The 24533-nt window shown below is 72.2% G+C and carries 23 protein-coding genes; 11 read left to right on the plus strand and 12 right to left on the minus strand.

Going from position 1 to position 24533, the window contains the following annotated elements; genetic code table 11:
- Positions 1–279 precede the first annotated feature (279 nt).
- Positions 280–981 carry a TetR family transcriptional regulator gene (locus OOK38_RS21290; RefSeq protein ID WP_266758184.1) on the minus strand — a complete coding sequence of 234 codons (702 nt, stop codon included), beginning with the start codon at positions 979–981 and terminating at the stop codon, positions 280–282.
- 240 nt (positions 982–1221) lie between these two features.
- Between OOK38_RS21290 and OOK38_RS21295 the strand changes: the two genes are divergently transcribed.
- From OOK38_RS21295 to OOK38_RS21305, 3 genes are read left to right on the plus strand one after another with little or no spacing between them, the layout of a single operon-like run.
- Positions 1222–2697 (plus strand): glycosyltransferase family 4 protein, encoded by a 1476-nt coding sequence (locus OOK38_RS21295; protein ID WP_266758182.1) that lies wholly within the window; start codon positions 1222–1224, stop codon positions 2695–2697.
- On the plus strand, positions 2691–3464 hold the full coding sequence (locus OOK38_RS21300; RefSeq protein ID WP_266758180.1) for a class I SAM-dependent methyltransferase: 774 nt from the start codon (positions 2691–2693) through the stop codon (positions 3462–3464). Before OOK38_RS21295 ends, OOK38_RS21300 begins: the two co-directional genes overlap by 7 nt.
- Positions 3461–4540 carry a prenyltransferase/squalene oxidase repeat-containing protein gene (locus OOK38_RS21305; protein ID WP_266758178.1) on the plus strand — a complete coding sequence of 360 codons (1080 nt, stop codon included), beginning with the start codon at positions 3461–3463 and terminating at the stop codon, positions 4538–4540. Before OOK38_RS21300 ends, OOK38_RS21305 begins: the two co-directional genes overlap by 4 nt.
- 103 nt (positions 4541–4643) lie before the next feature.
- On the opposite strand, the gene OOK38_RS21310 is transcribed toward OOK38_RS21305, so the two are convergent.
- Positions 4644–4937 carry a hypothetical protein gene (locus OOK38_RS21310; RefSeq protein ID WP_266758176.1) on the minus strand — a complete coding sequence of 98 codons (294 nt, stop codon included), beginning with the start codon at positions 4935–4937 and terminating at the stop codon, positions 4644–4646.
- A gap of 161 nt (positions 4938–5098) precedes the next feature.
- Between OOK38_RS21310 and OOK38_RS21315 the strand changes: the two genes are divergently transcribed.
- Complete coding sequence (locus OOK38_RS21315) at positions 5099–5662, plus strand: hypothetical protein (protein WP_266758174.1); 564 nt, start codon at positions 5099–5101, stop codon at positions 5660–5662.
- Here OOK38_RS21315 and OOK38_RS21320 read toward each other — a convergent pair.
- The 5 genes from OOK38_RS21320 to OOK38_RS21340 all read right to left on the minus strand — a co-directional run bounded on the left by OOK38_RS21320 (position 5659) and on the right by OOK38_RS21340 (position 11392).
- The gene (locus tag OOK38_RS21320) at positions 5659–6669 is read right to left on the minus strand and encodes an LLM class F420-dependent oxidoreductase (RefSeq protein ID WP_266758173.1); all 1011 of its coding nucleotides are present in this window, start codon (positions 6667–6669) and stop codon (positions 5659–5661) included. The two genes, OOK38_RS21315 and OOK38_RS21320, sit on opposite strands and share 4 nt — an antisense overlap.
- Before the next feature lie 116 nt (positions 6670–6785).
- A complete protein-coding gene (locus OOK38_RS21325) occupies positions 6786–7607 on the minus strand; it encodes a DUF5336 domain-containing protein (RefSeq protein WP_266758172.1) in 822 nt (273 codons plus the stop codon).
- A 173-nt stretch (positions 7608–7780) separates the two neighbouring features.
- Complete coding sequence (locus OOK38_RS21330; protein ID WP_266758170.1) at positions 7781–8746, minus strand: N-acetylmuramoyl-L-alanine amidase; 966 nt, start codon at positions 8744–8746, stop codon at positions 7781–7783.
- A gap of 22 nt (positions 8747–8768) precedes the next feature.
- Complete coding sequence (locus tag OOK38_RS21335) at positions 8769–9419, minus strand: class I SAM-dependent methyltransferase (protein WP_266758168.1); 651 nt, start codon at positions 9417–9419, stop codon at positions 8769–8771.
- A 227-nt stretch (positions 9420–9646) separates the two neighbouring features.
- The gene (locus OOK38_RS21340) at positions 9647–11392 is read right to left on the minus strand and encodes an MFS transporter (protein ID WP_266848678.1); all 1746 of its coding nucleotides are present in this window, start codon (positions 11390–11392) and stop codon (positions 9647–9649) included.
- A 293-nt stretch (positions 11393–11685) separates the two neighbouring features.
- Here OOK38_RS21340 and OOK38_RS21345 point away from each other — a divergent pair, with 293 nt between their 5' ends.
- From OOK38_RS21345 to OOK38_RS21360, 4 genes are all read left to right on the plus strand, one after another.
- Positions 11686–14100 (plus strand): acyl-CoA dehydrogenase, encoded by a 2415-nt coding sequence (locus OOK38_RS21345; protein WP_266758164.1) that lies wholly within the window; start codon positions 11686–11688, stop codon positions 14098–14100.
- A 7-nt stretch (positions 14101–14107) separates the two neighbouring features.
- On the plus strand, positions 14108–15301 hold the full coding sequence (locus OOK38_RS21350) for a lipid-transfer protein (protein WP_266758162.1): 1194 nt from the start codon (positions 14108–14110) through the stop codon (positions 15299–15301).
- A gap of 170 nt (positions 15302–15471) precedes the next feature.
- Complete coding sequence (locus OOK38_RS21355) at positions 15472–16899, plus strand: MFS transporter (RefSeq protein WP_266758160.1); 1428 nt, start codon at positions 15472–15474, stop codon at positions 16897–16899.
- A 34-nt stretch (positions 16900–16933) separates the two neighbouring features.
- The gene (locus OOK38_RS21360) at positions 16934–17059 is read left to right on the plus strand and encodes a hypothetical protein (RefSeq protein ID WP_266758158.1); all 126 of its coding nucleotides are present in this window, start codon (positions 16934–16936) and stop codon (positions 17057–17059) included.
- 18 nt (positions 17060–17077) lie between these two features.
- Here the strand turns inward: OOK38_RS21360 and OOK38_RS21365 are convergent, their stop codons facing one another.
- From OOK38_RS21365 to OOK38_RS21380, 4 genes are all read right to left on the minus strand, one after another.
- On the minus strand, positions 17078–17710 hold the full coding sequence (locus tag OOK38_RS21365) for a response regulator transcription factor (protein ID WP_266765660.1): 633 nt from the start codon (positions 17708–17710) through the stop codon (positions 17078–17080).
- 130 nt (positions 17711–17840) lie between these two features.
- Positions 17841–19088, minus strand: coding sequence for a sensor histidine kinase (locus tag OOK38_RS21370; RefSeq protein WP_266758156.1), 1248 nt, complete (start codon positions 19086–19088; stop codon positions 17841–17843).
- 14 nt (positions 19089–19102) lie between these two features.
- Positions 19103–19822 carry an ABC transporter permease gene (locus OOK38_RS21375; RefSeq protein WP_266758154.1) on the minus strand — a complete coding sequence of 240 codons (720 nt, stop codon included), beginning with the start codon at positions 19820–19822 and terminating at the stop codon, positions 19103–19105.
- On the minus strand, positions 19822–20763 hold the full coding sequence (locus tag OOK38_RS21380; RefSeq protein ID WP_266758152.1) for an ABC transporter ATP-binding protein: 942 nt from the start codon (positions 20761–20763) through the stop codon (positions 19822–19824). The genes OOK38_RS21375 and OOK38_RS21380 overlap by 1 nt, the downstream gene beginning before the upstream one ends.
- 297 nt (positions 20764–21060) lie before the next feature.
- Here OOK38_RS21380 and OOK38_RS21385 point away from each other — a divergent pair, with 297 nt between their 5' ends.
- From OOK38_RS21385 to OOK38_RS21395, 3 genes are all read left to right on the plus strand, one after another.
- Positions 21061–21918, plus strand: a complete 858-nt coding sequence (locus OOK38_RS21385; protein ID WP_266848680.1) for a MaoC/PaaZ C-terminal domain-containing protein — start codon at positions 21061–21063, stop codon at positions 21916–21918.
- Positions 21919–21952: 34 nt separating this feature from the next.
- Positions 21953–23029 (plus strand): Zn-dependent alcohol dehydrogenase, encoded by a 1077-nt coding sequence (locus OOK38_RS21390; RefSeq protein WP_266758149.1) that lies wholly within the window; start codon positions 21953–21955, stop codon positions 23027–23029.
- 163 nt (positions 23030–23192) lie between these two features.
- Positions 23193–24149, plus strand: a complete 957-nt coding sequence (locus tag OOK38_RS21395) for a 3-oxoacyl-ACP reductase (protein WP_266758147.1) — start codon at positions 23193–23195, stop codon at positions 24147–24149.
- Between the two features lie 102 nt (positions 24150–24251).
- Here OOK38_RS21395 and OOK38_RS21400 read toward each other — a convergent pair whose 3' ends face one another.
- Positions 24252–24437 (minus strand): hypothetical protein, encoded by a 186-nt coding sequence (locus tag OOK38_RS21400; RefSeq protein WP_266766034.1) that lies wholly within the window; start codon positions 24435–24437, stop codon positions 24252–24254.
- Between the last annotated feature and the right edge of the window lie 96 nt (positions 24438–24533).

Here is a 24533-nt window from a genome sequence, read left to right on the forward strand (position 1 = left end):
CGCGAGGCGGCGGCCCGTGCACCGCGCGGCGAGGGCGATCCCGCGTTCCGGAACCTCGGGGCCGCCGCCACGATCCTGCGCGACCGGGCGACGGCCCGCGACACCTGGACCGGCTCCGGCATCGAACTCCCGACGGGGAGGGTGGGATCGCGGGGCGCTTCGGCGCCGCCTGCGTACGGCTGGACACCGACGGAGAGCGGAGGTCGTGTGGATCGAGCGGTCGTGCCCGACCCGCGGGCGCGTGGTGAACGTGCCCGTGACGGGCGGGCGGGCGGGTTTCTACCGGCCCTTCGGGTCGGTCAGGTCGATCAGGCGGCACACCGTCTCGATGTCTATCTTGACCTGGGCGATCGAGGCGCGGCCCGAGAGCCAGGTGATCAGGGCCGAGTGCCAGGTGTGCTCGATGACGCGGACGGCGGAGAGCTGGGCCGGCGTCGGGTCGTCCAGGCCCATCGCGTCCAGGATGATCACCGTGGTCTGCCGCGAGACCTGGTCGACCTCGGGGCTGACACTGCGGTCCGCGAAGGTGAGCGCGCGGACCATGGCGTCGGCCAGGTGCGGCTCCCGCTGGAGGGCGCGGAACGCCCGCATCAGGGTCTCCGCCACCCGCTCCGCGGCCGTGTCCCCGGCCGGCGGCTTCTTGCGCAGCGTGCCGTGCATGTGCTCCAGCTGGTCCTGCATCGTGGCGACCAGCAGATGCACCTTCGAGGGGAAGTAGCGGTACAGCGTGCCGAGAGCGACCTGCGACGACTCCGCGACCTCACGCATCTGAACGGCGTCGAAGCCGCCCCGGCTGGCCAGCTGCGCGCTGGCGTGCAGGATCCGGCGACGGCGCGCCTCCTGCCGCTCGGTGAGCGGGGGAGAGGCGGGATGCGCGATGGGGTGCGGGGTGGAGCGCGCGGAGGTGGCCGGCGTGGCGGGCGTGCTGGCCCCCGGCGCCGGTCGCGCGTTCTTCGAGTCCGCCCTGGCTTCCGCAGGCATGGGTCCGTTCCGTGACATCAGCGAGAGGGGGCGACGAGCCGGCACGGCGAGGTGTGGCACCACCGAGCCGACCAGCCGACCCCGCCGCGCGGTCGTGGCGTGAATCACCTGATCCACCGCTCACACTGGCGCTACCTGCCGGTAGATTCAATGCTCCTTGAACGATCAAGTCTGAAACTTGTTCTAGATTAGCGTCCCGGCGTAATCTCGCGGGAAAGTGCAGGGAGAAGGGGACCGGAAGTGACCGCTGAGGCCATGGAGGCGGGCCCCGGTAAGGGTGCGGCTGCCGACGGGGACCGACCCCTGCGCATCGCGCTCCTCACGTACAAGGGAAACCCGTTCTGCGGCGGCCAGGGTGTGTACGTACGGCACCTTTCGCGCGAACTCGCCCGACTCGGTCACCGCGTCGAGGTCATCGGCTCCCAGCCCTACCCCGTGCTCGACGAGGGCCTTCCCGAGCTGAGCCTCACCGAGCTGCCCAGCCTCGACCTGTACCGCCAGCCCGACCCCTTCCGCACCCCCGCGCGCGACGAGTACCGGGACTGGATCGACGCCCTCGAGGTCGGCACCATGTGGACCGGGGGCTTCCCCGAGCCGCTGACCTTCTCGCTGCGCGCCCGCCGCCATCTGCGTGCCCGGCGCGGCGAGTTCGACGTCATCCACGACAACCAGACGCTCGGATACGGCCTGCTGGGCGATGTCGGCGCCCCGCTGGTGACCACCATCCACCACCCCATCACCGTCGACCGGCAGCTGGAGCTGGACGCCGCCGAGGGCTGGCAGCGCCGCGCGTCCGTCCGCCGCTGGTACGCCTTCACCCGCATGCAGAAGCGCGTCGCGCGCCGTCTGCCGTCCGTGCTCACCGTCTCCGGCACCTCCCGCCAGGAGATCGTCGAGCATCTGCGGGTCGAGCAGGACCGCATCCACGTCGTCCACATCGGCGCGGACACCGACCTCTTCTCGCCGGATCCCTCCGTGCCCCAGGTGCCCGGCCGGATCGTCACCACGTCCAGTGCGGACGTGCCGCTCAAGGGCCTGGTGTTCCTGGTCGAGGCGCTCGCGAAGGTGCGCACCGAACACCCCGGCGCGCACCTCGTCGTCGTCGGCAGGCGCGCCGAGGACGGACCGGTCGCCCAGGCCATCGAGCGGTACGGCCTCGACGGCGCCGTCGAGTTCGTCAAGGGCATCTCCGACGCCGAACTCGTCGACCTCGTCCGCTCGGCCGAGGTCGCCTGCGTGCCCTCCCTGTACGAGGGCTTCTCGCTGCCCGCCGCCGAGGCGATGGCCACGGGAACGCCGCTGGTGGCCACCACCGGCGGAGCGATCCCGGAGGTCGCGGGCCCCGACGGCGAGACCTGCCTGGCGGTCCCGGCGGGCGACTCGGGGGCGCTGGCCGCGGCCCTGAGCCGGCTCCTCGGCGACCCGCAGCTGCGGGCGCGGCTCGGCTCCGCCGGGCGCGAACGCGTCCTCGCGCGCTTCACCTGGGCCAAGGCGGCCGAGGGCACGGTGGCCCACTACCGCGAGGCCATGGCCCTCACCGCGTCCCGGTCCCGCTCGCGGAGGGCGATCCCCGCCGCGGACACGGCCGGGCGCGGCTCCACGCCCGGCCCCGAACACTCGGCGGCCCCGGGCCCCGACCGCTCCGAGGCAGCGGACAAGGCTTCCGCCGCCGAAGAACTAGTTGCAGCCAACCGCGAAAGCAGGGCCACGTGCTGACCGTCGACTTCTCCCGGTTCCCGCTCGCCCCGGGCGACCGGGTTCTGGACCTCGGATGCGGTGCCGGCCGGCACGCGTTCGAGTGCTACCGGCGCGGCGCGCAGGTCGTGGCGCTGGACCAGAACGGCGAGGAGATCCGCGAGGTCGCGAAGTGGTTCGCGGCGATGAAGGAGGCCGGGGAGGCGCCCGCCGGCGCCACCGCGACGGCCATGGAGGGCGACGCGCTCGCGCTGCCCTTCCCCGACGAGTCCTTCGACGTCGTGATCATCTCCGAGGTCATGGAGCACATCCCGGACGACAAGGGCGTTCTCGCCGAGATGGTCCGCGTGCTCAAGCCGGGCGGCCGTATCGCCATCACCGTGCCGCGCTACGGGCCGGAGAAGGTCTGCTGGTCGCTGTCCGACGCGTACCACGAGGTCGAGGGCGGCCACATCCGCATCTACAAGGCGGACGAACTGCTCGGGAAGATCCGCGAGGCCGGCCTGCGGCCCTACGGCTCCCACCACGCCCACGCGCTGCACTCGCCGTACTGGTGGCTGAAGTGCGCGTTCGGCGTCGACAACGACAAGGCGCTGCCCGTGCGGGCGTACCACAAGCTGCTGGTCTGGGACATCATGAAGAAGCCGCTGGCCACCCGGGTCGTCGAGCAGGCGCTCAACCCGCTGATCGGCAAGAGCTTCGTGGCGTACGCGACCAAGCCGCACCTGCCGAAGCTCGCCGAGCCGACCGCTGCCGGGACGACCGCCCCCGAGGCGGACGCCACGTGACCACTCCCCGGACAGAACACCTCGTCCTGCCCGGGGTCCTCACCGACGAGGAGGCCGCCGCCACCGTGCGCGGGATCCTCGCGGTGCAGCGCCCCGACGGAGCCATCCCCTGGTTCCGCGGCCACCACCTCGACCCGTGGGACCACACCGAGGCCGCCATGGCGCTCGACGCGGCCGGGGAGCACGAGGCCGCCGAGCGCGCCTACGCGTGGCTGGCACGGCATCAGAACGCGGACGGATCGTGGTACGCGGCGTACGCCGACGGGGACTTCGAGGATGTCACCGACCGCGGCCGGGAAACCAACTTCGTCGCGTACATCGCGGTGGGCGTCTGGCACCACTACCTGGCGACCGGCGACGACATGTTCCTGGACCGCCTGTGGCCCGCCGTTTACGCGGCCGTCGAGTTCGTGCTGCGGCTCCAGCAGCCGGGCGGGCAGATCGGCTGGAAGCGCGAGGACGACGGGACCGCGGTCGAGGACGCGCTGCTGACCGGGAGCTCGTCGGTCCATCACGCGCTGCGCTGTGCGCTCGCCATCGCCGAGCAGCGCGAAGAGCCGCAGCCCGACTGGGAGTTGGCCGCCGGAGCACTGCGGCACGCGATCCGGCGTCACCCGGAGCGGTTCCTGGACAAGGACCGCTACTCCATGGACTGGTACTACCCGGTACTCGGCGGCGCGTTGACGGGCGCCGAGGCCAAGTCCCGCATCGAAGAGGGCTGGGACCGCTTCGTGGTGCCCGGTTTCGGAGTGCGCTGCGTGGTTCCCAACCCGTGGGTGACCGGTGGTGAATCGGCCGAACTCGCCCTCGCCCTCTGGGCGGTGGGCGAGTCCGACCGTGCCCTGGAGATTCTCCAGTCCATCCAGCACCTGCGCGACCCGAAGACCGGTCTGTACTGGACGGGTTACGTCTTCGAGGACCAGGCCGTCTGGCCCGAGGAGCTCACCACCTGGACGGCGGGCTCCCTGCTGCTGGCGGTCGCCGCCCTGGGCGGCGACGAGGCCACCTGCGCGGTCTTCGGCGGCGAGCGCCTTCCGACCGGCCTGGACCCGGACTGCTGCGACCTGACCCGCTGAACCGTCCGGACGGTCCGGAGCCGCCGGGCCGTCCGGGGGTTCCGGACCGTCGGCACGCCTCGGTCCGTCGGGACACTCACGTCCGTCGGGATGCTCCGGTCCGTCAGTGCCGGTGCATGCGGTTGGCGATCGCGTGGCCCACGAACAGGTAGACGACGGCGGCGAGACCGTAGCCGGCGACGACACGCGCCCACTGCTCGTCGAAGGTGAACAGGTCACGCGACCAGCCGGCCAGCCAGCTTGCCACGTCATGGATGAACTGCACGAGATCGTTGCCGGGGTTGGCATCGAGCAGATACATCAGAATCCAGAGACCGAGGATGACGGCCATAACATCCGCGACGATCGCGATGACCGTCCCCGCAGAATTCGAGCCGTTGCGATATCGAGGGGACATGACCAGCGGGTTGCCCGTCAATCCTCGATGAAACCCGAACGGGTGGGCTCAAGTGGCGTGGCCGCCGGGGCCGGGTGAGGCTGCCGGGGAGCGCCGTGTTCCCCCGAGACGGGGGAGAACCGGCGGACCGGGGAGAACCGTTCCCTCATCCGGAGGATCCCGTGCCCGTACCGATGCGGCGCCTGATGGTGGCGCTGACCCTCTGCTGCACCCTGCTCGGCGCCACCACAGCCTGTGGTGGCGGCGGCTCCGGGCAGGACACCGCCGCCGTGGTGCGGGCGGCCGCCACCCCGACCCCGACCGGGTCCGCGGAGAAGCAGAGGTTCGCCAAGACCCGCTTCGTGGCGAACGCGGGGCTCGCGGCCGGCGCCACCTACCAGTGGATCGTCAAACCCTGGAAGGCGGGCAGGTTCAAGAAGGACGCCAAGGGCCGCAGGGTCGCCCTGGTCAAGGCCGGGCTCGCGGGCGCCTTCGCGTACAACCGGCTGAAGGCCGCCACGAGGAACGCCCAGGGCGACCCCACGCTCTCCAAGGCCCTCGCCCCGCTCGCCGTGGGCATCGAGGCGCTGAAGGACCTGCCCGCCAAGCTGCGCAAGGGCGACTCCACCGACACCGTGGTGAACTCCTTCGACGACATCATCAACAAGGTGAAGGCGGCCGGAAAGAGCGCGGGCGCCGAGGTACAGGACCAGGTGCCGTCGGCGTCCCAACTCAGCGGCGGCTAGGAGTTCAGCTCGGCCAGGACGCGGAGCGTGTGCGGGTCCGGGGACAGCACCAAGAGGTCGGTCACCGGGCCCTTGCGCCACAACTCCAGCCGCTCGGCGATGCGTTCACGTGGTCCGACGAGCGAGATCTCGTCCGCGAAGGCGTCCGGCACGGCCAGCACGGCTTCCTCCCGACGCCCTTCCAGGAACAGCCGCTGGATCCTTCGGGCCTCTTCCCCGAAGCCCATCCGGGCCATCAGGTCGGCGTGGAAGTTGCGGGCCGCGTGCCCCATCCCGCCGATGTAGAAGCCGAGCATCGCCTTGACCGGCAGCAGTCCTTCGGCGACGTCGTCGCAGACGTGCGCGCGGGCCATCGGCGCCACGAGGAAGCCGTCGGGCAGATCGGCGAGCGAGGCCTCGTACGCCTGCGGACGCGTCGGCGACCAGTACAGCGGCAGCCAGCCGTCCGCGATCCGGGTCGTCTGCGCGATGTTCTTCGGGCCCTCGGCGCCGAGCAGGACGGGCAGTTCGGCCCGGAGCGGGTGCGTGATCGGCTTCAGCGCCTTGCCGAGCCCCGTCCCGTCGGCGCCCCGGTACGGGTGGGAGTGGAAGCGTCCGTCCAGCTCGACCGGCCCCTCGCGCCTGAGGACCTGGCGCACGACATCGACGTACTCCCGGGTCGCGGTCAGGGGTGACCTGGGGAACGGCCGCCCGTACCAGCCCTCGACGACCTGAGGTCCCGACAGGCCGAGCCCGAGCATCATGCGCCCGCCCGAGAGATGGTCGAGGGTGAGCGCGTGCATCGCGGTGGTGGTGGGCGAGCGGGCGGCCATCTGCGCGATGGCCGTGCCGAGCCGGATGCGCTCGGTGTGCGCGGCGATCCAGGTGAGCGGGGTGAAGGCGTCCGAGCCCCACGACTCCGCGGTCCACACGGAGTGGTAGCCGAGCCGTTCCGCCTCCTGGGCCAGCGGCACATGGTCTGCCGAGGGGCCGCGCCCCCAGTAGCCGAGCGCGAGACCGAGCCGCATGTCGCCTCCAGAAGCAGAGTCCTGACGGTCCGTCAGTTCGTGGGGTGCTGCGACTGTACGACAACGGCCCCCCGCCGGAAAGGGCGAGGGGCCGGTGCGTCGGCGATGAGGCGGGGTCAGCCGCGCTGGATCCCCGAGGTGTCCTGCAGCACGCCGCGACGGCCGTCCTGCGTCTGCGCCACCAGGGTCGCACCGCGCTGCTCGACGGCCAGGTACCAGGTGCCCGGCGCCAGTTCGGCGATCGGCGTCTGCGCGCCGTCCTCCGAGAACAGCGGCCGCGCCGCCGGCACGGCGAACCAGAACGGCGAGAAGTCCTGGGCGGGCTGCTGCGTCTGCGGGGCCGACGGCTGGCTCGGCTGCCCGCCGAACGGCTGCCCCTGCTGCTGCGGCGGCTGGGCACCGTAGGGCTGCTGACCGGGCTGACCCGGCTGCGGGGCACCCGGGTACCCGTAACCACCCGGCGGCTGACCGCCGTAGGGCAGGGGGGCCGGCGGCTTGGGGGCACCGACGAGGGCGGCCTGGAGCGCGGGGACGAGCGGGGTGGCCACGGCGGCACCGGCCAGGACCAGGGTGGCGATGAGGCCGATGATCAGACCGGCGCCCGCGCCGACGTCTCCGAAGTCGGAGTCGATCGGGCCCAGCGGGTCGATGATCGACCAGAACGCGGTCCAGGCCGAGAACAGCGTGAGCGCGACACCGAGCTGACCGAGGTCGAGGCCGATGACCTTGCGCGGCTGCGGAAGCGCGCGGGAGACAACGATCAGAGCCGCACCGGCGATGCCACCCAGGTACATGCTCATCACCAGCCCGAGGTCGTCCCAGGCGTTGGGAGCGTTGGTGCCGTCGCTGTCGAACGTGTGCAGGAACGACGCGATGAACAGCAACACCGCTGCTCCGATCACCACGCCGTCGCCTCGAGTGAGGGAGCGGATATTCACTTCAGGTCCTTCGTCAGTCGTCTCGTCATCGATGGAGGCATCGCTGCTCGCCGTGTCGCCGTCATGGTGTCGCCGTCGGGACGCGGTGTGAAGCTCGGGGGTGGCCCTTTATCGTACGGACGACACTATCGTCCGTACGATCCGGGTGTCCGCCGGGTTCGGTCCGTAGATCACTACCCGTGCAGGAAACTCACGATTCCCTCAGAGATCCCCCGTGCCGCTTTCTGCCGCCATGCGCTACTGGTCAGCAGCGCAGCGTCCTTGGTATCGCGCATGTTGCCGCACTCGATGAACACCTTCGGAACCGTTGACAGATTGAGACCGCCGAGATCCTTCCGGACCACCAGTCCGGTGCCGTCGCCGATGTAGTTGGAGGGCGCGCTGCCCGTCTCGCGGACGAACAGGCCCGCCACGCGCTCACCGAGGTCGCGGGAGGAGTTGACGATCGGGCGGGTGTCGGCCGCGTTCGCGTGCACCGATCCCGGAAGGATCACGTGGAAGCCGCGGTTGCCGGCCGCCGATCCGTCGGCGTGGATGGAGACGACCGCGTCCGCGTGCGCCGCGTTGCCGATGCGGGCCCGCTCGTCGACGCACGGGCCCCAGGAGCGGTCGCCGTCCTGGGTGAACTTCACCGTGGCGCCCCGCTCTTCGAGGATCGTGCGCATCCGGTGCGCGACGTCGAGGGTGAACCGGGCTTCCGTGTAGCCCGCGTTGGTCGACGTGCCGGTGGTGTCGCACTCCTTCGAGTTCGTCCCGATGTCCACCTGGCGGTTGATCTCGGACGCGTGCTGGAAGTTGCCGGGGTTGTGCCCAGGGTCGATGACGACGACCTTGCCCTTGAGGGAGCCGGAGGCGGCGGGCGCGGAGGAGGAAGGCGCCGGGGTCGACGACTTGCCCGGCTTGCCGTCGTCCGTCGCCGAGGCGGACGGCCGCGCGGAGGGGGAGGCGGAGCCGGGCGCGGAGGACGACGACCCGGGAACGGCCCGGTCGGACCCGCCTCCGGAATCGTCCCCCACCGTCTGCCACACCAGCCATCCGGCCAGTGCGCCCGGGACGAGCGCGGCGAGCGCGACGGTGAGAGGTCCGCGCCGGGAGCGGCGCGGCTGGGGCGGATCGAAGTCAGGACCTACGTACGACACGTCAGCGACTCTAACCGGGCGCTCAGATCCCTGCTCCGGTTCGCCGCAGGACACGCATCGAGTCGGTCACCGCGATCTCGGTGAACGCGCCGGACTCCAGGGCCCGGAGGTAGACGCGGTAGGGGGCCTGGCCGGTGAACTCGTCGGCGGGGTCCGGGAACACGTCGTGGATGACCAGGAGGCCGCCCTCGGCGACATGCGGTGCCCAGCCCTCGTAGTCGCCGCTCGCGTGCTCGTCGGTGTGGCCGCCGTCGATGAAGACGAGACCGAGGGGCGTGCGCCAGAAGGCGGCGATCTGCGGGGAGCGGCCGACCAGCGCGACCACGTGCTCCTCCAGGCCCGCTCGGTGGAGGGTGCGGCGGAACGTGGGGAGCGTGTCCATGAGGCCGATCTCCGGGTCCACCGTGGACGGGTCGTGGTACTCCCAGCCCGGCTGCTGCTCCTCGCTTCCCCGGTGGTGGTCGACCGTGATCGCGGTCACCCCGGCCTCGCGCGCCGCGTCGGCGAGCAGGATCGTGGAGCGGCCGCAGTAGGTGCCGACCTCCAGGAGCGGCAGCCCGAGCCGGCCGGCCTCGACGGCCGCCTCGTACAGCGCGAGTCCCTCACCCCGGGGCATGAACCCCTTCGCGGCCTCGAAAGCGGCGAGGATCTCGGGCTTGGGTGCCGCGGGCATGGGGTCTCCTCCATCGGGTGCGAACAGTGCGTGCGGATGTCCGGCGCGGACAGCGGGTGTCCTGTCCGGCGCGGACGTCGGGTGCGGACGTCGGGCGCGGACGTCCGGTGCCGGCATCCGGTGCGAACGAACCGGGCGTACGGGTCCCTGGCCGCCCCATCGTGCACCACACCCCCGCCGCGTGGGCGGCGGGGGTGGCAATGATCACTGGGCGGAGGGCCCGGGCATCAGGCGGTGACGTCGGCGTTCTCGCCCGGCAGCGACAGGTCGAGGGCGACCGGCCGGTCGTCTCCCGCGTGGGTCGCCGACGAGGCGAGCGGGCCGTGGCCGGTGGCCCGGGCGGCGAGCACGTAGGGGCCCTGGGCCGGCACGGCGAGCGCGTAACTGCCGTCCTCGGCGGAGAGCGTGGCGCCCGCCTGGCGGCCGCGCCGGTCGATCAGGGTGACCTTGGCGCGGGCGACCGGGGTGCCCTCGGAGTTCAGGACCCGGCCGCGGAAGCCGCCGAGCACCTCGTGCGCCCGCTCCAGCGCGGCGTCCTCCTCGCTGCTGGCACGCAGCTGGGGCTTGGTCGCCGGGGGCCGGCCGGGCAGGAACAGGGCCATGAGCAGGCCGACCGCGACCGCGCCCGTGGCGATCAGGAAGGACACGCGGAAGCCGTGCATGGTCGGGACCGCGACCCCGCCGACGTGGTTCGCCGTGTTGGCGAGCACCATGCCGATGACGGCGCTCGACACGGACGTACCGATGGAACGCATCAGCGTGTTCAGGCCGTTCGCCGCGCCCGTCTCCGAGGCCGGGACGGAGCCGACGATCAGGGCGGGCAGCGAGGAGTAGGCGAGGCCGATGCCCGCGCCCAGGACGACCGCGATGACCAGGGACTGCCAGGCGGCGCTCATCAGGCCGAGGCCCGCGCCGTAGCCGATCGCGCTGATCACCATGCCGATGATCAGCGTGACCTTCGGGCCGTACTTCGCCGACAGCCGGGCGTACACGGGGGCGGTGACCATCATCGTCAGGCCGAGCGGTGCCACGAGCAGACCCGCGGTCACCATCGACTGGCCGAGGCCGTAGCCGGTGGACGCCGGCAGCTGGAGCAGCTGCGGCAGGACCAGCGAGACGACGTAGAAAGAGACCCCGACCATGATCGAGGCGAGGTTGGTGAAGAGGACCGCGGGGCGGGCCGTGGTGCGCAGGTCGACCAGCGGAGCCTTCAGGCGCAGCTCCATCACGCCCCACAGCAGGAGCACGGCGACCGACGCGCCGAACAGGCCGAGCGTGGTGGGCGCGGTCCAGCCCCAGTCGCTGCCCTTGGTGATCGGCAGCAGGAAGAGCACGAGTCCGGCCGACAGGCCTATCGCGCCCAGCACGTCGAAGGTGCCCTCGGCGCGCATCGGGGACTCCGGCACGAAGGCGAGGGTGAGGACGATCGAGAGGACTCCGAGGCCCGCGGCGCCGTAGAAGAGGGCGTGCCAGTCGGCGTGCTGGGCGACGAGGGCCGCGGCGGGCAGCGCGAGCCCGCCGCCGACGCCGATGGAGGAGCTCATCAGGGCCATCGCGGAGCCGAGCTTCTCGCGGGGCAGCATGTCGCGCATCAGGCCGATGCCCAGCGGGATCGCGCCCATCGCGAAGCCCTGGAGGGTACGGCCCGCGATCATCGGGAGCAGGGTGCTGCTCAGCGCGCTGACCAGTGCGCCGACCACCATCACGGCCAGGCTGGTCAGCAGCATGCGCCGCTTGCCGAAGAGGTCGCCGAGGCGGCCCATGATCGGCGTGGCCACGGCACCGGAGAGCAGGGTCGAGGTCAGGACCCAGGTGGCGTTGCTGGGCTCGGTGCTCAGCAGCGTCGGCAGGTCCTTGATGACCGGGACGAGCAGGGTCTGCATCACCGCGACAACGATGCCCGCGAAGGCGAGCACCGGCACGGTCGCGCCGCTCGGCCTCCGTGCGGGCTGGTCGGTCGTCGTGTGCGTCATCGCGTGGGGCCTCCAGGCCGTAAGAAAGGGGGGTGCTCGGGGGAGAAGCGAGCGGTGATCCGTGCGGATGCGGGGACGGTCGGTCGGGTGATCCATGTGGACACGGGGACGTCGGTCGGGTGATCCGCGCGGGATACGTGCAGGGGGAACCCGGTGCGCCTGGGCAACTATTCCGATGCTTCGGCGTACTAACGAATTCTTGACCGATCCATGGGTATCTGACCTACCGTCAGAATGAAACGTGTTCTAGTCTGGCGCGGATCCACGCACCTTGGGCCTTTGGGGAGGCACGCATGGGCATCGCGATCACGCCGGAGCAGCGGGAGCTGGCCGAGGCCGTACGCGGCTGGATCGCCCGGGCCGTGCCGCCCGAGGAGGTCCGCAAACTCCTGGACGCCCCCGGCGGCGGCAGACCACCGTTCTGGGACGCGCTCGCCGCACAGGGGCTCCTCGCCGCGCACCTTCCCGAGGCGTACGGCGGTGGCGGCGGCGACCTCGTCGACCTCGCCGTCGTCGTGGAGGAGGCCGCGCGGGCGGCGCTGCCGGGACCGTTCGTCGCGAACGTCCTGGCGTCGGCGGTACTGACGGCGGAGGTCGCCGGCGGGACGGGCGACGCCGTACGAGCGGCGGGGCGCGGCGATCTCGTACGGGCCCTGGGCCGCGGGGAGCGCATCGGCGCCGTCGCGTTCGGTGCCGGCTCCCTGACGGCCCGGGCGGCGGACGGCGGGTACGTGCTCGACGGGACGGCGCCACCCGTGCTGTCCGGCGCCGACGCGGACGTGCTCGTCCTGGCGGCGTCGTGCGACGGGGGGACGATGTCCGGCGATGGCGCGGCGGCCCGCGGGGCCGCGGGGTCCCGGCCTGGCGCGGAGGCGGGTGCGGACCTGTCGTCCGACGGTGCCGCGCCATCGGGAAGAGGCGGCTCGTCCGGCAGGGACACGGTGTCCCGCGGAGAGACGGCGGCAGGCGGGGGCGTGGCGTCGGGCGACGGCACGGCGTCACACGGGGACACCGCGTCCGGGGGCGTTCTCTGGCTGGTCGTGGACGCCGCCGATCTCGTCGTCCGGGCGCACGAGAGCGCCGATCCGACGCGCGCGACCGCCGAGGTCAGGGCGGAAGGGGTGCGGGTCCCCGCCGACCGCGTCCTCGCGGTCGACCCGTCGCTGGTGCGGGACCTCGCCGCCGTCGTCCTTGCCGCGGACGCCTGCGGCACCGCGGCATGGGCGCTGGACACGGCGGCAGGGCACGCCAAGGTCCGCGAGCAGTTCGGCCGGCCCATCGGCCGCTTCCAGGGCGTCAAGCATCTGTGCGCCGACATGCTCGTCCGGCTGGAGCAGGCGCGGGCCCTCACCTGGGACGCGGCACGCGCCGGGCAGGAGCCTTCCGGAGCCGGGCAGGAGCCGTCCGGTGTACGGGAGTTGGTGGCGTCCCTCGCCGCCGGAGCCGCCCTCGACGCCGCCTGCTCCTGCGCCAAGGACTGCGTCCAGATCCTCGGCGGCATCGGGTTCACCTGGGAGCACGACGCCCATCTGTATCTGCGCCGGGCCCTGGTGGCACGGCAGCTGCTCGGGGCGGGCGGCGGACACCTGCGGCGGGCCGCGCGGCTCGCCCGCGGCGGCGTACGGCGCGAACTGCGCCTGGAACTGCCGCCGGAGGCGGACGTGTTCCGGGCCGAGGCCCGTCGGGTGACCGACCGGGTGCGCGGGCTCGATCCCGCGGCCGTACGCCGGTCCCTGGCACCCACGGGACACGCCGCCCCGCATCTGCCGCCGCCGTACGGACTCGGTGCGGGACCCGTCCAACAGCTGGCTCTTCAGCAGGAGTTGGCGGCAGCGGGAGTGCGGATCAGTGATCTGGGGATCGCGACCTGGGTCGTGCCGTCCCTCATCGCGTACGGCACCGGCACGCAGCGGGAGCGCTATCTGCTGCCCACCCTGCGCGGCGACCTGCTCTGGTGCCAGCTCTTCTCGGAGCCGGGCGCCGGCTCCGACCTCGCCTCGCTGCGGACCCGCGCCGAGCGGACGCCCGACGGGCGGTGGCGGATCAACGGGCAGAAGGTGTGGACGAGCGCGGCGCAGTGGGCCGACCACGGCATCCTTCTCGCCCGGACGAACCCGGCGGCGCCCAAGCACAAGGGGCTCACCTACTTCGTCGTCGACATGAAGAACACGCGCGGCATCGACATCCGCCCCCTGAAGGAGATCACCGGGGACTCCCTCTTCAACGAGGTCTACTTCGACGACGTGCTGCTGCCCGCGGACGCGGTCGTCGGCGAGGTCGACGACGGCTGGCGCGTCGCCCGCAACACGCTCGGCAACGAACGCGTCCACATGGCCGACCAGTTGACCTTCGACACGGGCCTCGAGGCACTGATCTCCGCCGACGCCGATGATTCCCGCCTGGGAGCCCTGCTCGCCGAGGCGCACGCGCTGGCCTGCATAGGACTGCGCACCACCCTCCGGCAGGTCTCCGGCGTGGAACCGGGCGCGGGCGCCTCCGTGCGGAAGCTGGTGCAGACCGCGCACCAGCAGAAGGTCGCCGAACTCGCGCTCGAACTCCTCGGCCCCGCAGGCGCGTTGCGTGAGGGCCCGGGCGAGCGGGCCGTGCACGGTTTCCTGCTCTCCCGCTGCCTGACCATCGCGGGCGGCACCACCCAGGTCCAGCTCAATGTCGTCGCCGAGCGCATCCTCGGCCTGCCACGAGACTAGGAACGCCATGAAGACGTACATCGTCGGTGTCGGCATGACCAGGTTCGAGAAGCCCGAGACCCGGGACTGGCAGTACTGGGACATGGTCCGGGAGGCCGGCTCCAACGCCCTGGCCGACGCGGGGATCTCGTACACGGACGTGGAACAGGTCCCCGTCGGCTACTGCTTCCAGGCGTCCACCGCAGGTCAGCGCGCCGCCTACGAACTCGGCCTGACCGGCGTGCCCGTCTACAACGTCAACAACAACTGCGCCACCGGGGCGAGCGCGTTGATGCTGGCCCGGCAGTTCGTGGAGGGCGGGATCTCCGACTGCGTCCTCGCGCTGGGCTTCGAGAAGATGAAGAAGGGGGCCCTGGGCTCGGGCGCCGACGGAGGGGACTTCGCAACCTCGCCCGTCGCCCGCCACTACGGGATCATGGCCGCCCGGCACGGCTTCGAGATGTCCCCGCCCACCGCGCAGATCTTCGGTGACGCGGCCCGCGAACACATGGAGCGGTACGGCACGACGGAGGCCCAGCTGGCCGCCGTCGGCGCCAAGAACCACCGCCACTCGGCGCACAACCCCTACGCGCAGTTCCAGGACGTGTACTCCGTCGACGAGATCCTCGCCGCCAAGGCCGTGCACCGGCCGCTGACCAGACTCCAGTGCTCGCCCACCTCGGACGGAGCCGCCGCCGCCGTCGTCGTGTCCGAACGGTTCGCCGAGCGGAACGGGTTGGGAGACAGGGCGGTCGAGATCGTCGCCCAGTCGATGGCCACCGACACCGAGGAGTCCTTCGCCTCCGGCTCCTGCATCGACGTCGTCGGACAGCCGATGTCGCGGGAGGCCGCGCGCCAGGTGTACGAACGCTCCGGACTCGGCATCGAGGACGTGGACGTCGTCGAACTCCACGACTGCTTCTCCGTCAACGAACTGCTGACCTACGAGGCGCTCGGCATGTGCGGGGAGGGGGAGTCGGGCGGACTCGTCGAGTCGGGCGCGACGACGTACGGCGGACGGTGGGTGGTGAACCCCTCGGGCGGGCTGATCTCCAAGGGGCATCCCCTGGGAGCGACCGGGATCGCCCAAGTGGCCGAACTCGTATGGCAGTTGAGAGGGCAGGCCGCCGCGCGGCAGGTGCCGGGGGCGCGGGTCGGACTCGCCCACAACATCGGACTGGGCGGCGCCGCGGTGGTCACGCTGCTGCGAGCGGGGGCCTGAGCCACCGTGTCCTCGGCCGACGTGGTGCCCGTCCCGGCCCCGGAGCCGGGCCGGCCGGAGCCGGTGCCGGGCCGCGGGAGGCCTACCGACCCGCGGGAGGGCCTAGGTCCCGTGACGCACGCGCGCCTGCGTCGAAATCCCGATGCAAGGGGCGTAAGCCGCTTGAGAGCATGACACCCATGCTCCGAGCCGCTGAAGACACCCGCGTAACCGCATCCGGCGCGCCACCCACCTGGGTGGTGGTCGCGCTCGCGTGCGCGGGACAGTTCCTGGTCGTCCTGGACGTGTCCGTCGTCAACGTGGCCCTGCCGTCCATGCGGACCGACCTGGGGCTGAGCGCGCCGGGGCTGCAGTGGGTGGTGAACGCCTACTCGATCGCCTTCGCCGGATTCATGCTCCTCGGCGGGCGGGCAGGGGACCTGTACGGGCGCAAGCGGATGTTCCTGGTGGGGCTCGCGCTCTTCACGCTCGCCTCGGTCGGCGGCGGCCTCGCCCAGGAGGGCCCCCAGCTCCTGGTCGCGCGGGCCGTGCAGGGGCTGGGGGCGGCGGTCCTCGCGCCCTCGACCCTGACGATCCTGACGTCGGCCGTCCCGGAGGGCGCGGCACGCGCGCGAGCCATCGCCACCTGGACCGCCGTGGGCGCCGGTGGCGGCGCGGCGGGCGGACTCGTCGGCGGGCTGCTGGTCGACGGGCTGTCGTGGCGCTGGGTGCTCCTCATCAACGTGCCCGTCGGCGCGGTGGTGCTGGCGGGCGCGGCACGCTGGCTGGTCGAGAGCAGGGCCGGGGACGGGCGCCGGCTCGACCTGCCGGGCGCGCTCCTGGTGACGGCGGGACTCGCCACCCTGGCGTACGGGATCGTGCAGACGGAGGCCGAGGGGTGGACGGCGCCGGCGACGCTCGTGCCCCTCTGCGCGGGTGCGGTCCTCATCGGGGTCTTCCTGGTCGTCGAGGCGCGGACCAGGGCGCCGCTGATGCCGCTGAAGCTGCTGCGGCTGCGGTCGGTGTCCTCGGCGAATGCGGCCATGTTCGTCTCCGGCTCCGCGATGTTCTGCATGTGGTTTTTCATGACGCTGTACGCGCAGAACGTGCTCGGCTACTCGCCGCTGGACGCGGGCCTCGCCCTGGTGCCCAGCTCGCTCGCCGTGGTCGTCGGCTCGAAGCTGGCGCCGCGCCTCATGCCGGTGATCGGGGCGCGCGCCGTGGCGGTCCTCGGCACGCTCCTGGCCGCGGCCGGCTTCGGCTGGCAGTCCACCATGACGGCGGACGGCGCGTTCCTCACGGCGGTCATGCTCCCCGGCGTCCTGATGATGGCCGGCGCGGGCCTGGCCGCGACACCGCTGGCCGCGATCGCGACCTCGGGGGCCGCTCCGGAGGACGCGGGACTGGTGTCGGGCCTGGTCAACACCTCACGGGTGATGGGCGGTTCGCTGGGGCTCGCGATCATGTCCACGATCGCGGCGGCCCGTACGGGCGGCAGCGTCTCCGGGGAGGCCCTGACCGCGGGGTACGCCCTGGCGTTCCGTGTCAGCGGCGTGCTGCTGCTGGTCGGGGCGGTCCTGATGCTCGTCTGGCTGCCGCGGAAGAACTCACGGATGTGAGGCAACGAAATCCGATCCTCGCGGACTCCTTCACATGCTCACCTCCCGCCTCGTCGACCTGATCCGGCCGGTGGCCGGCTCCCGGCCCGACTGGTTCGTGTGCCTGGCACCGGACGACGGGTGTCATCGGTCGGCGCCGGCGGAGGTGACGAAGGGCTGAGGGCTCCGGGCCGGCCCGCTACAGCCAGCCCTGTTGGCGGGCCTCCCGCATCGCCTCCATGCGGTTGCGGGTGCCCGTCTTGCCGATGGCGGAGGAGAGGTAGTTGCGGACCGTCGACTCGGAGAGATGGAGCTTGCCGGCGATGTCGGCGACGGTCGCGCCGTCCGCCGACGCCTTCAGTACGTCGCACTCGCGGGCGGTGAGCGGATTGGGCCCGGCGCTCAGCGCGGCGGCGGCGAGCGCCGGATCGATGACGGTCTCCCCGGTCAGCACCCGCCGGATCGCCTCGGCCAGTTCCTCCACGGGGCCGTCCTTGACCAGGAACCCGGCGGCGCCCGCCTCCATGGCCCGCCGCAGGTAGCCGGGGCGGCCGAAGGTGGTGAGGATCAGCACTCGGCAGTCGGGCGCCTGCTCGCGCAGTTCGGCGGCGGCGTCCAGCCCGCTCATCCCCGGCAGCTCGATGTCCAGCAAGGCCACATCGGGCCGGCTGATCAGAGCCGTGTCCACGATCTCGTCCCCCGCGGACACCTGCGCGACCACCTCGATGTCCGCCTCCATCCCGAGCAGCAGAGCGAGTGCCCCGCGCATCATTCCCTGGTCCTCGGCGAGCAGGACACGGATGGACTTGGCGGGCCGGTGGTCCCGGGGCATCTCGTTCACGGGCCAAGGGTAGGCGGCGGGCGGCGGTACGGGCCCCTGCCACGGCCCTTCGGCCGGCGGTCTTCAGGACGCGCCTGAAGCCCGCCCGGGCGGGAGGCCTCGCGCCGGGCGCGGAGGCCGCCTAGATCGACGCCTCCGTCAAGTCCGCCGCCTCCACCGGAAGTTCGGCTGCCACTTCGAAGCCGTGGGGAGTCCGTCCCGCCCGCAGGGAGCCGCCCGCCGTGGCGAGGCGTTCGGTGAGGCCCTTGAGACCGGTGCCGCCGATGCCCGGCTCGGGATCGGCCGGGGAGGCGTCGGAGCCGTTGTCCGAGACGGTCAGGCGGACGAGGTCCGGCGTGCCGTCGACGGTGATCTCGCAGCGGGTCGCGTCACTGTGGCGTACGACGTTGGTGACGGCCTCGCGGAGCACCCAGCCGAGCAGGGCCTCGGTCTGCGGGACGAGGGGCGGCCCCGACTGCCGTACGACCGGCTCCACCCGCGCCGCGGACAGCGCCGAGCGGGCGCGGTCCAGCTCGGTGGCGAGGCTGCCCTCGCGGTAGCCGGTGACCGCCTCGCGGATCTCCGTGAGGGCCTGCCGGCCGACCGACTCGATGTCCGTGACCTGTACGAGGGCCGCGTCCAGATCGCGGGGTGCCAGCCGGCGGGCCGCCTCCGACTTCACCACGATGACGGAGAGCGTGTGCCCGAGCAGGTCGTGCAGGTCGCGGGAGAAGCGCATACGTTCCTTCTCGACCGCCCGGCGTGCCAACTCCTCGCGTGCTTCCCGCAGTTCGCGCACCGCCTCGGAGAGGGACAGGATCGCGGCCGTCACCATCGTGGACAGGAAGGTGCCGTAGGCGACGTTCACCGCGTCCCAGCCCGCCCGGGCGACGGAGACCGCCGCGGCGAGCGCGGTGAGGCCGAGGCCGATCTGCCCGAGCCGGGGGCCGCGCAGGACCGCACCGGTGGCCAGCCCGAGCAGCGGGAAGAAGTACAGCCAGGTACCGCCGTACCCGAGGGCCAGTGCGAAGGTGATCACCCCCATCAGGGCGAGCGCCACCCGGGTGGAGCGGGACTCGCGCTTCTGCTTCACGAACGCGCGGAACGTCACGTAGATGTACAGGGAGTTGAAGACGAACAGGCCCAGGCCGCCGATCCAGGGCTGCGGTGTCCTGCCCTGGAAGAGGTTGGAGAACGCGCCCATCCCCAGCAGCAGCCACGGCAGCAGCGCGAAGCCGGTGGGCGGCGGGCCCGGGTTCTCGGGCATCTGGCCGCCGTTCCTGCGCGCGGCCCGCTGCTCGGCCTTGAACCGTGCCATGTCCGCCTTCCAGCGGATCCGCTCGGCCCGCCACACACGGATCTGGCAGCCGAGGCCTTTCGTCCAGGACATGTCCCGCTCCCCGTTCAGACGGTTCGTGCTGATCGACGGTACGAGACCACGGCGTACGAACCGAACGCCAGCAGCCAGGCGGTCAGCACCGCCACCGCCCCGAGGGCGGGCGCCCGGCCCTCCGTGACCGACACACCCAGCTGCGCGAAGCGGTTCGTGGGCGTGTACGCGGCGATCGAGCGCAGCCAGCCGGGGAAGAGGGCGAGCGGGAACCACAGGCCGCCGACCACCGAGAGCCCCAGATTGCACACCATGTTCACGACCCCTGTGGTCTGCGGGGTCAGCCGGTAGCCGTTGCCGAGGCCCAGCAGGGTGAAGGGGACCGAGCCGAGCCACAGCAGCACGGCCGTGACGGCCCACTGCCAGGCGTCCAGCCGTACGCCGTTGACCAGGCCGCCGGCCGCCAGCACCGCGGTGATCGCGGGCAGCACGGTCACCGAGCCGGTCAGCGCCCGCCCGAGCACCACCTCGCGCGGTGTCATCGGCGTCACCCGCAGCTGCCGCAGCCAGCCGGTCACCTTGTCCTCGGCGACCCCGCCGCCGGTGTTCAGCGCCGAGCCCACCGCGCCGTACGCGGCCATGCCGACCATCGACGCCGTCCTCCACTCGCCGTCGTCGCCACCGCCGAGGTTGGTGAACAGCAGATACATCATCACCGGCATGGCGATCCCGCCGATCACGAAGCCGGTGTCGCGCAGCGTCCGGCGCACTTCGAGCCGCAGATAGTCGATCATCACACCTTCTCCGGAGCGCGCGAGGTGAGGGCCATGAACGCGTCGTCCAGGGACGCGGGGGCGACCTCCAGGCCGCGTATCGCGCCCAGTCCGGCCAGCGCGATCACCGTCGCGTCCGAGTCGACCGTACGCAGCCGGGCGCGCTCCCCGCGCACCTCCACGGCCACCACACCGGGCAGCAGCGCCAGGTCCCGCGCGCCGCGTCCCGCCAGGTCGAGGGAGACCAGGCTGCCGCCCGCCGACCGCTTGAGCTGTTCCCCGGTCCCGTCCGCGACGATCCGCCCGCGGTCGATGACGACGATCCGGTCGGCGTGCGCGTCGGCCTCCTCCAGGTAGTGGGTGGAGAAGAGCACCGTGTGACCGCGCCGGGCATACGTCCGCATCGACTCCCAGAACGCGTGCCGTGCCTCCACGTCGAGCGCGGCGGTCGGCTCGTCGAGGACGATCAGCGCGGGGTTCCCGGCGAGCGCCACCGCGAACCGCACCCGCTGCGTCTGTCCGCCGGACAGCCGGTCGACGCGCCGCCCCGCCAGCTCCGTGATGCCCGCGAGCCGCAGCGCCTCGGCCACCGGCAGCGGAGCCGGATAGCGCCCCGCCACGAAGGAGACCAGCTCCTGGACGGTGACGCGCGGCACCGGCCGGGTGTCCTGGAGCATCGCGCCGACCCGTCCGGCGCGCACCGACTCCTCCGGGCGGCCTCCGAAGAGGGCGACCGAACCCTCGTCCGGCTCGTTCAGGCCGAGCAGCAGCGAGATCGCGGTCGACTTGCCCGCGCCGTTGCGGCCCAGCAGCGCCACCGTCTCGCCGCACGCCACCTCGAGGTCGAGACCGGCCACGGCGCGCACGTCGCCGAAGGTCTTGACCGCCCCCGTGAAGGACACGGCCGGTGGTGTCCCTGTCGTCCGCGTCCCCGAGGTCCGCGTCCCCGTCGTCTGTGTCATGAGGACGACGCTAGGGCCCCGGGGGTCCGCCCCGGCAGAGGCACTTGTCGGCGATAGGCCGGGACAAATGTCACGGCCGGCCGTCGCGGCACGCGCCCGCCCGGGTCCTTCGTACCCCTTGGATCTGACATGGTGTCAGTAGTCTTCACAAGTAATGGGCGCTGGGCTATACAAGGGTTCGCCGGACTGGAACGCGTTCTAGAACGAGCGGGTTCCACGGCCCAGTGTCGACCTCGGTGCGGCCGACGGTGCGGACGGTCGCACCGAGGTCTTTCGCGCAGTCGAGTCAGGAGCCCCATGCCCATTGACGCCGCCAAGGCCGTCGCAGCGGAACCGCGGACCGGAGAGATCGCCTGGAACCACAAGGACGTCCAGCTCTACCACCTGGGCCTGGGCGCCGGGATCCCCGCGACCGACCCCGACGAGCTGCGCTACACCCTCGAATCCCGGCTGCACGTCCTGCCGAGCTTCGCCACGGTGGCGGGCGCCGGATCGCCGGGCGTGATCAGCGGCCTCTCCATGCCCGGCGTCGACGTCGATCTCGCCCGCGTCCTGCACGGCGGCCAGACCGTCCGGCTGCACCGCCCGATCCCCGCCGAGGGCACGGCCACCGCCACCGGCCGCATCGCCGCCGTGTACGACAAGGGCAAGGCCGCGATCCTCGTCATGCGCACCGAAGTGGCCGACGCCGAGGGCCCGTTGTGGACGAACGACGCCCAGATCTTCGTACGGGGCGAAGGCGGCTGGGGCGGCGACCGCGGCCCCAGCACCCGCCTCGAAGCACCGACGGGCCCGCCGGACAGAACCGTCGAACGCCCGATCCGCGAGGACCAGGCCCTGCTGTACCGGCTCTCCGGGGACTGGAACCCGCTGCACGCCGACCCCGAGTTCGCCAAGCTCGCCGGATTCGAGCGGCCCATCCTGCACGGGCTGTGCACGTACGGCATGACGCTCAAGGCCGTCGTCGACACCCTGCTCGGCGGCGATGTGGCCCGCGTCCGCTCGTACACCACCCGCTTCGCCGGAGTCGTCTTCCCCGGCGAGACGCTGCGCATCCGGATGTGGCGGCGTGACGGCGGGGTCCGGGTGGCGGTGAGCGCGGTCGAACGGGACGACGCGCCGGTCCTCGCCGACACCATCGTCGATCACACCTGACTGTCGTACGAACCGTCCTGAGGGGAGCCGCACCATGCGCGCAGCCGTACAGCACGAGATAGGCCAGGACAAACTCGAGGTCCTCGACGACGTCGAGGCGGTGGGCTTCGGACCCGGCAAGGTGCGCATCCGGGTGCGGGCCACGGGGCTGTGCCATTCGGACCTGTCCGCGATGAACGGCGTCCTGCCGCAGCCCGCGCCGTTCGTGCCGGGACACGAGGGCGCCGGCGAGATCACCGAAGTCGGCGACGGCGTCACCCACGTGAAGCCCGGCGACCGCGTGGTCATCTGCTGGCTCCCGGCCTGCGGAGTCTGTCCCGCCTGCAAGCGCGGCCAGACGGAACTGTGCCTGGCCGGATTCATGAACGCGGGCACCCCCAACTTCAAGCGCCCCGGCGGCGACCTCTTCGGCTTCGCGGGCACCGGCACCTTCGCCGAGGAGGTCGTCGTCGACGCGGGCTGCGCGGTCCCGATCCCCGACGACGTGCCCTTCGACATCGCCGCCCTGATCGGCTGCGGCGTCACCACCGGACTCGGCGCCGCACTCAACACCGCCGATGTGGAGGCCGGTTCATCCGTCGCCGTCATCGGCTGCGGAGGCGTCGGCATCTCCGCGATCCAGGGCGCCCGGCTCAAGGGAGCCGCCGAGATCGTCGCCGTCGACCCGGTCGCCTCGCGCCGGGAGGCAGCGCTCGGATTCGGCGCCACGAAGGCGGTCTCGCCCGACGAACTCGCCGACGCCAAGCAGTCGGTGACCGCGGGCGAGGGCTTCGACTACGTCTTCGAGGTCGTCGGCAAGTCCGCCACCGCACGCACCGCCTACGACCACACCCGCCGCGGCGGCACCCTCGTCGTCGTCGGAGCCGGCGCGATGGACGACTTCCTCCAGCTCAACATGTTCGAGCTGTTCTTCGACGAGAAGCGCATCCTCCCCTCCATGTACGGCGGCGGGGACGTTCTGCGGTCGTACGAGCGCACGATCGCCCTGTGGCGCGCGGGCCGCATCGACCTCGAAGGCCTGATCACCCACCGGGTGCCGCTGGCCGAGATCAACGAGGCGCTCGACCAGATGCGTTCGGGCACCGCACTGCGGACGTGCATCGAGATCTGACCCCGGCCGGCCGCCGAAGGGCCGGGACCCGACAGGGCGCCGGGGCCGGGCCCGGTAGACGGCCGGGACAGCGGCCGGGCCCCCGCCCCGGGGTGGCCGAGGTCCCGGCCCCCGGGGTGTCTGCCGAGGGCCGGGGCCTCCACGACAACCGTTAAGGACCCTGATGTCACTGCCACTTGAAGGGCTCACCGCGATCGTCACCGGCGCGGGGCGCGGACTCGGCCGGGCCGAGGCGCTGGAACTCGGCCGGCTGGGCGCGGCCGTCGTCGTCAACGACTACGGGCAGCCCGGACGGGACGGCTCGGGCGAGGCCTCGGCCACCCCGGCCGAGGAGGTCGCCGCCGGGATCCGTGCGGCGGGCGGCCGTGCCGTCGCCCACACCGGAGACGTCGCCGACCACGAACAGGCCCGCGAACTGGTCGACCTGGCGGTCGCCGAGTTCGGGAAACTGGACATCCTCGTCAACAACGCGGGCATCCTGCGCGACCGGATGGTCTTCTCGATGACCGAGGACGAGTGGGACTCGGTCATCCGGGTGCACCTCAAAGGTCACTTCAACACGACCCACTTCGCGTCCGTTCACTGGCGGGCCCGCTCCAAAGCGGCCGACGGCCCCGTGTACGGGCGGATCGTGAACACCTCGTCGGAGGCGTTCCTCGCCGGATCCGCCGGACAGCCCAACTATGCTGCGGCGAAGGGCGGGATCGTCGGTCTGACCACCTCGACGGCGCTGGCGCTCGCCAAGTACGGCGTGACGGCGAACGTCATCTGCCCGCGCGCCCGGACCCGTATGACGGAGGACGTCTTCGCCGGATTCGGGCGGCCCGACGACGGCCTGGACCCACTGGCCCCCGAGCATGTCGCCCCGCTCGTCGGCTACTTGGCCTCACCCGCCGCCGGGCACGTCAACGGCCAGCTCCTCGTGGTGCACGGCGGCATGATCGCGGTTGTCGAACGGCCGCGTGTGGCGGCGAAGTTCGACAGCAAGCAGGACACCTTCAGCCACGACGAACTCGACGCGCTGCTCACGCCGTACTACGCGGACCGGCCGGACGGCGAGACGTTCGCGGCGGCGGAGGTGCTGGGACTCAAGCGCGACCCGCAGGACTCCCCCCGCTGAGCAGCCGGCCGTCGGTGGACAGGGGAGCCTCGCACGGGAACGGCCCCGCTCGGCATGGTGCGAGCGGGGCCGTTCCACCGGCTGGGCGTGCCGTCCGCCTTGTCAGGCCGTCGTCGTGCCCGTCTGGCCGGACGGCTTGCGGTGGCGGCCCTGAGGGGTCGCCTCGCCGTCACGGCCGGAGACCGGACCGCGGTGCTTGCCGTGGCCTTCGGACCGCATCGTCGACGTCTCGTGGACGTCCGTGGCCTGCGCTTCCATGGTGCTGATGTCGTTCACTGAAATGTTCACCCCGTTGACAAGATTCTTCTTTACAGCCGGGGGATTTTAACGTGCCGTCATCGCGCGGGAGTCGGAGGGTGACGTTTCTTCGCCCTCGTCGCCCCT

The organism is Streptomyces sp. NBC_00568, assembly GCF_026341855.1.
In the GTDB taxonomy this organism is placed as follows: domain Bacteria; phylum Actinomycetota; class Actinomycetes; order Streptomycetales; family Streptomycetaceae; genus Streptomyces.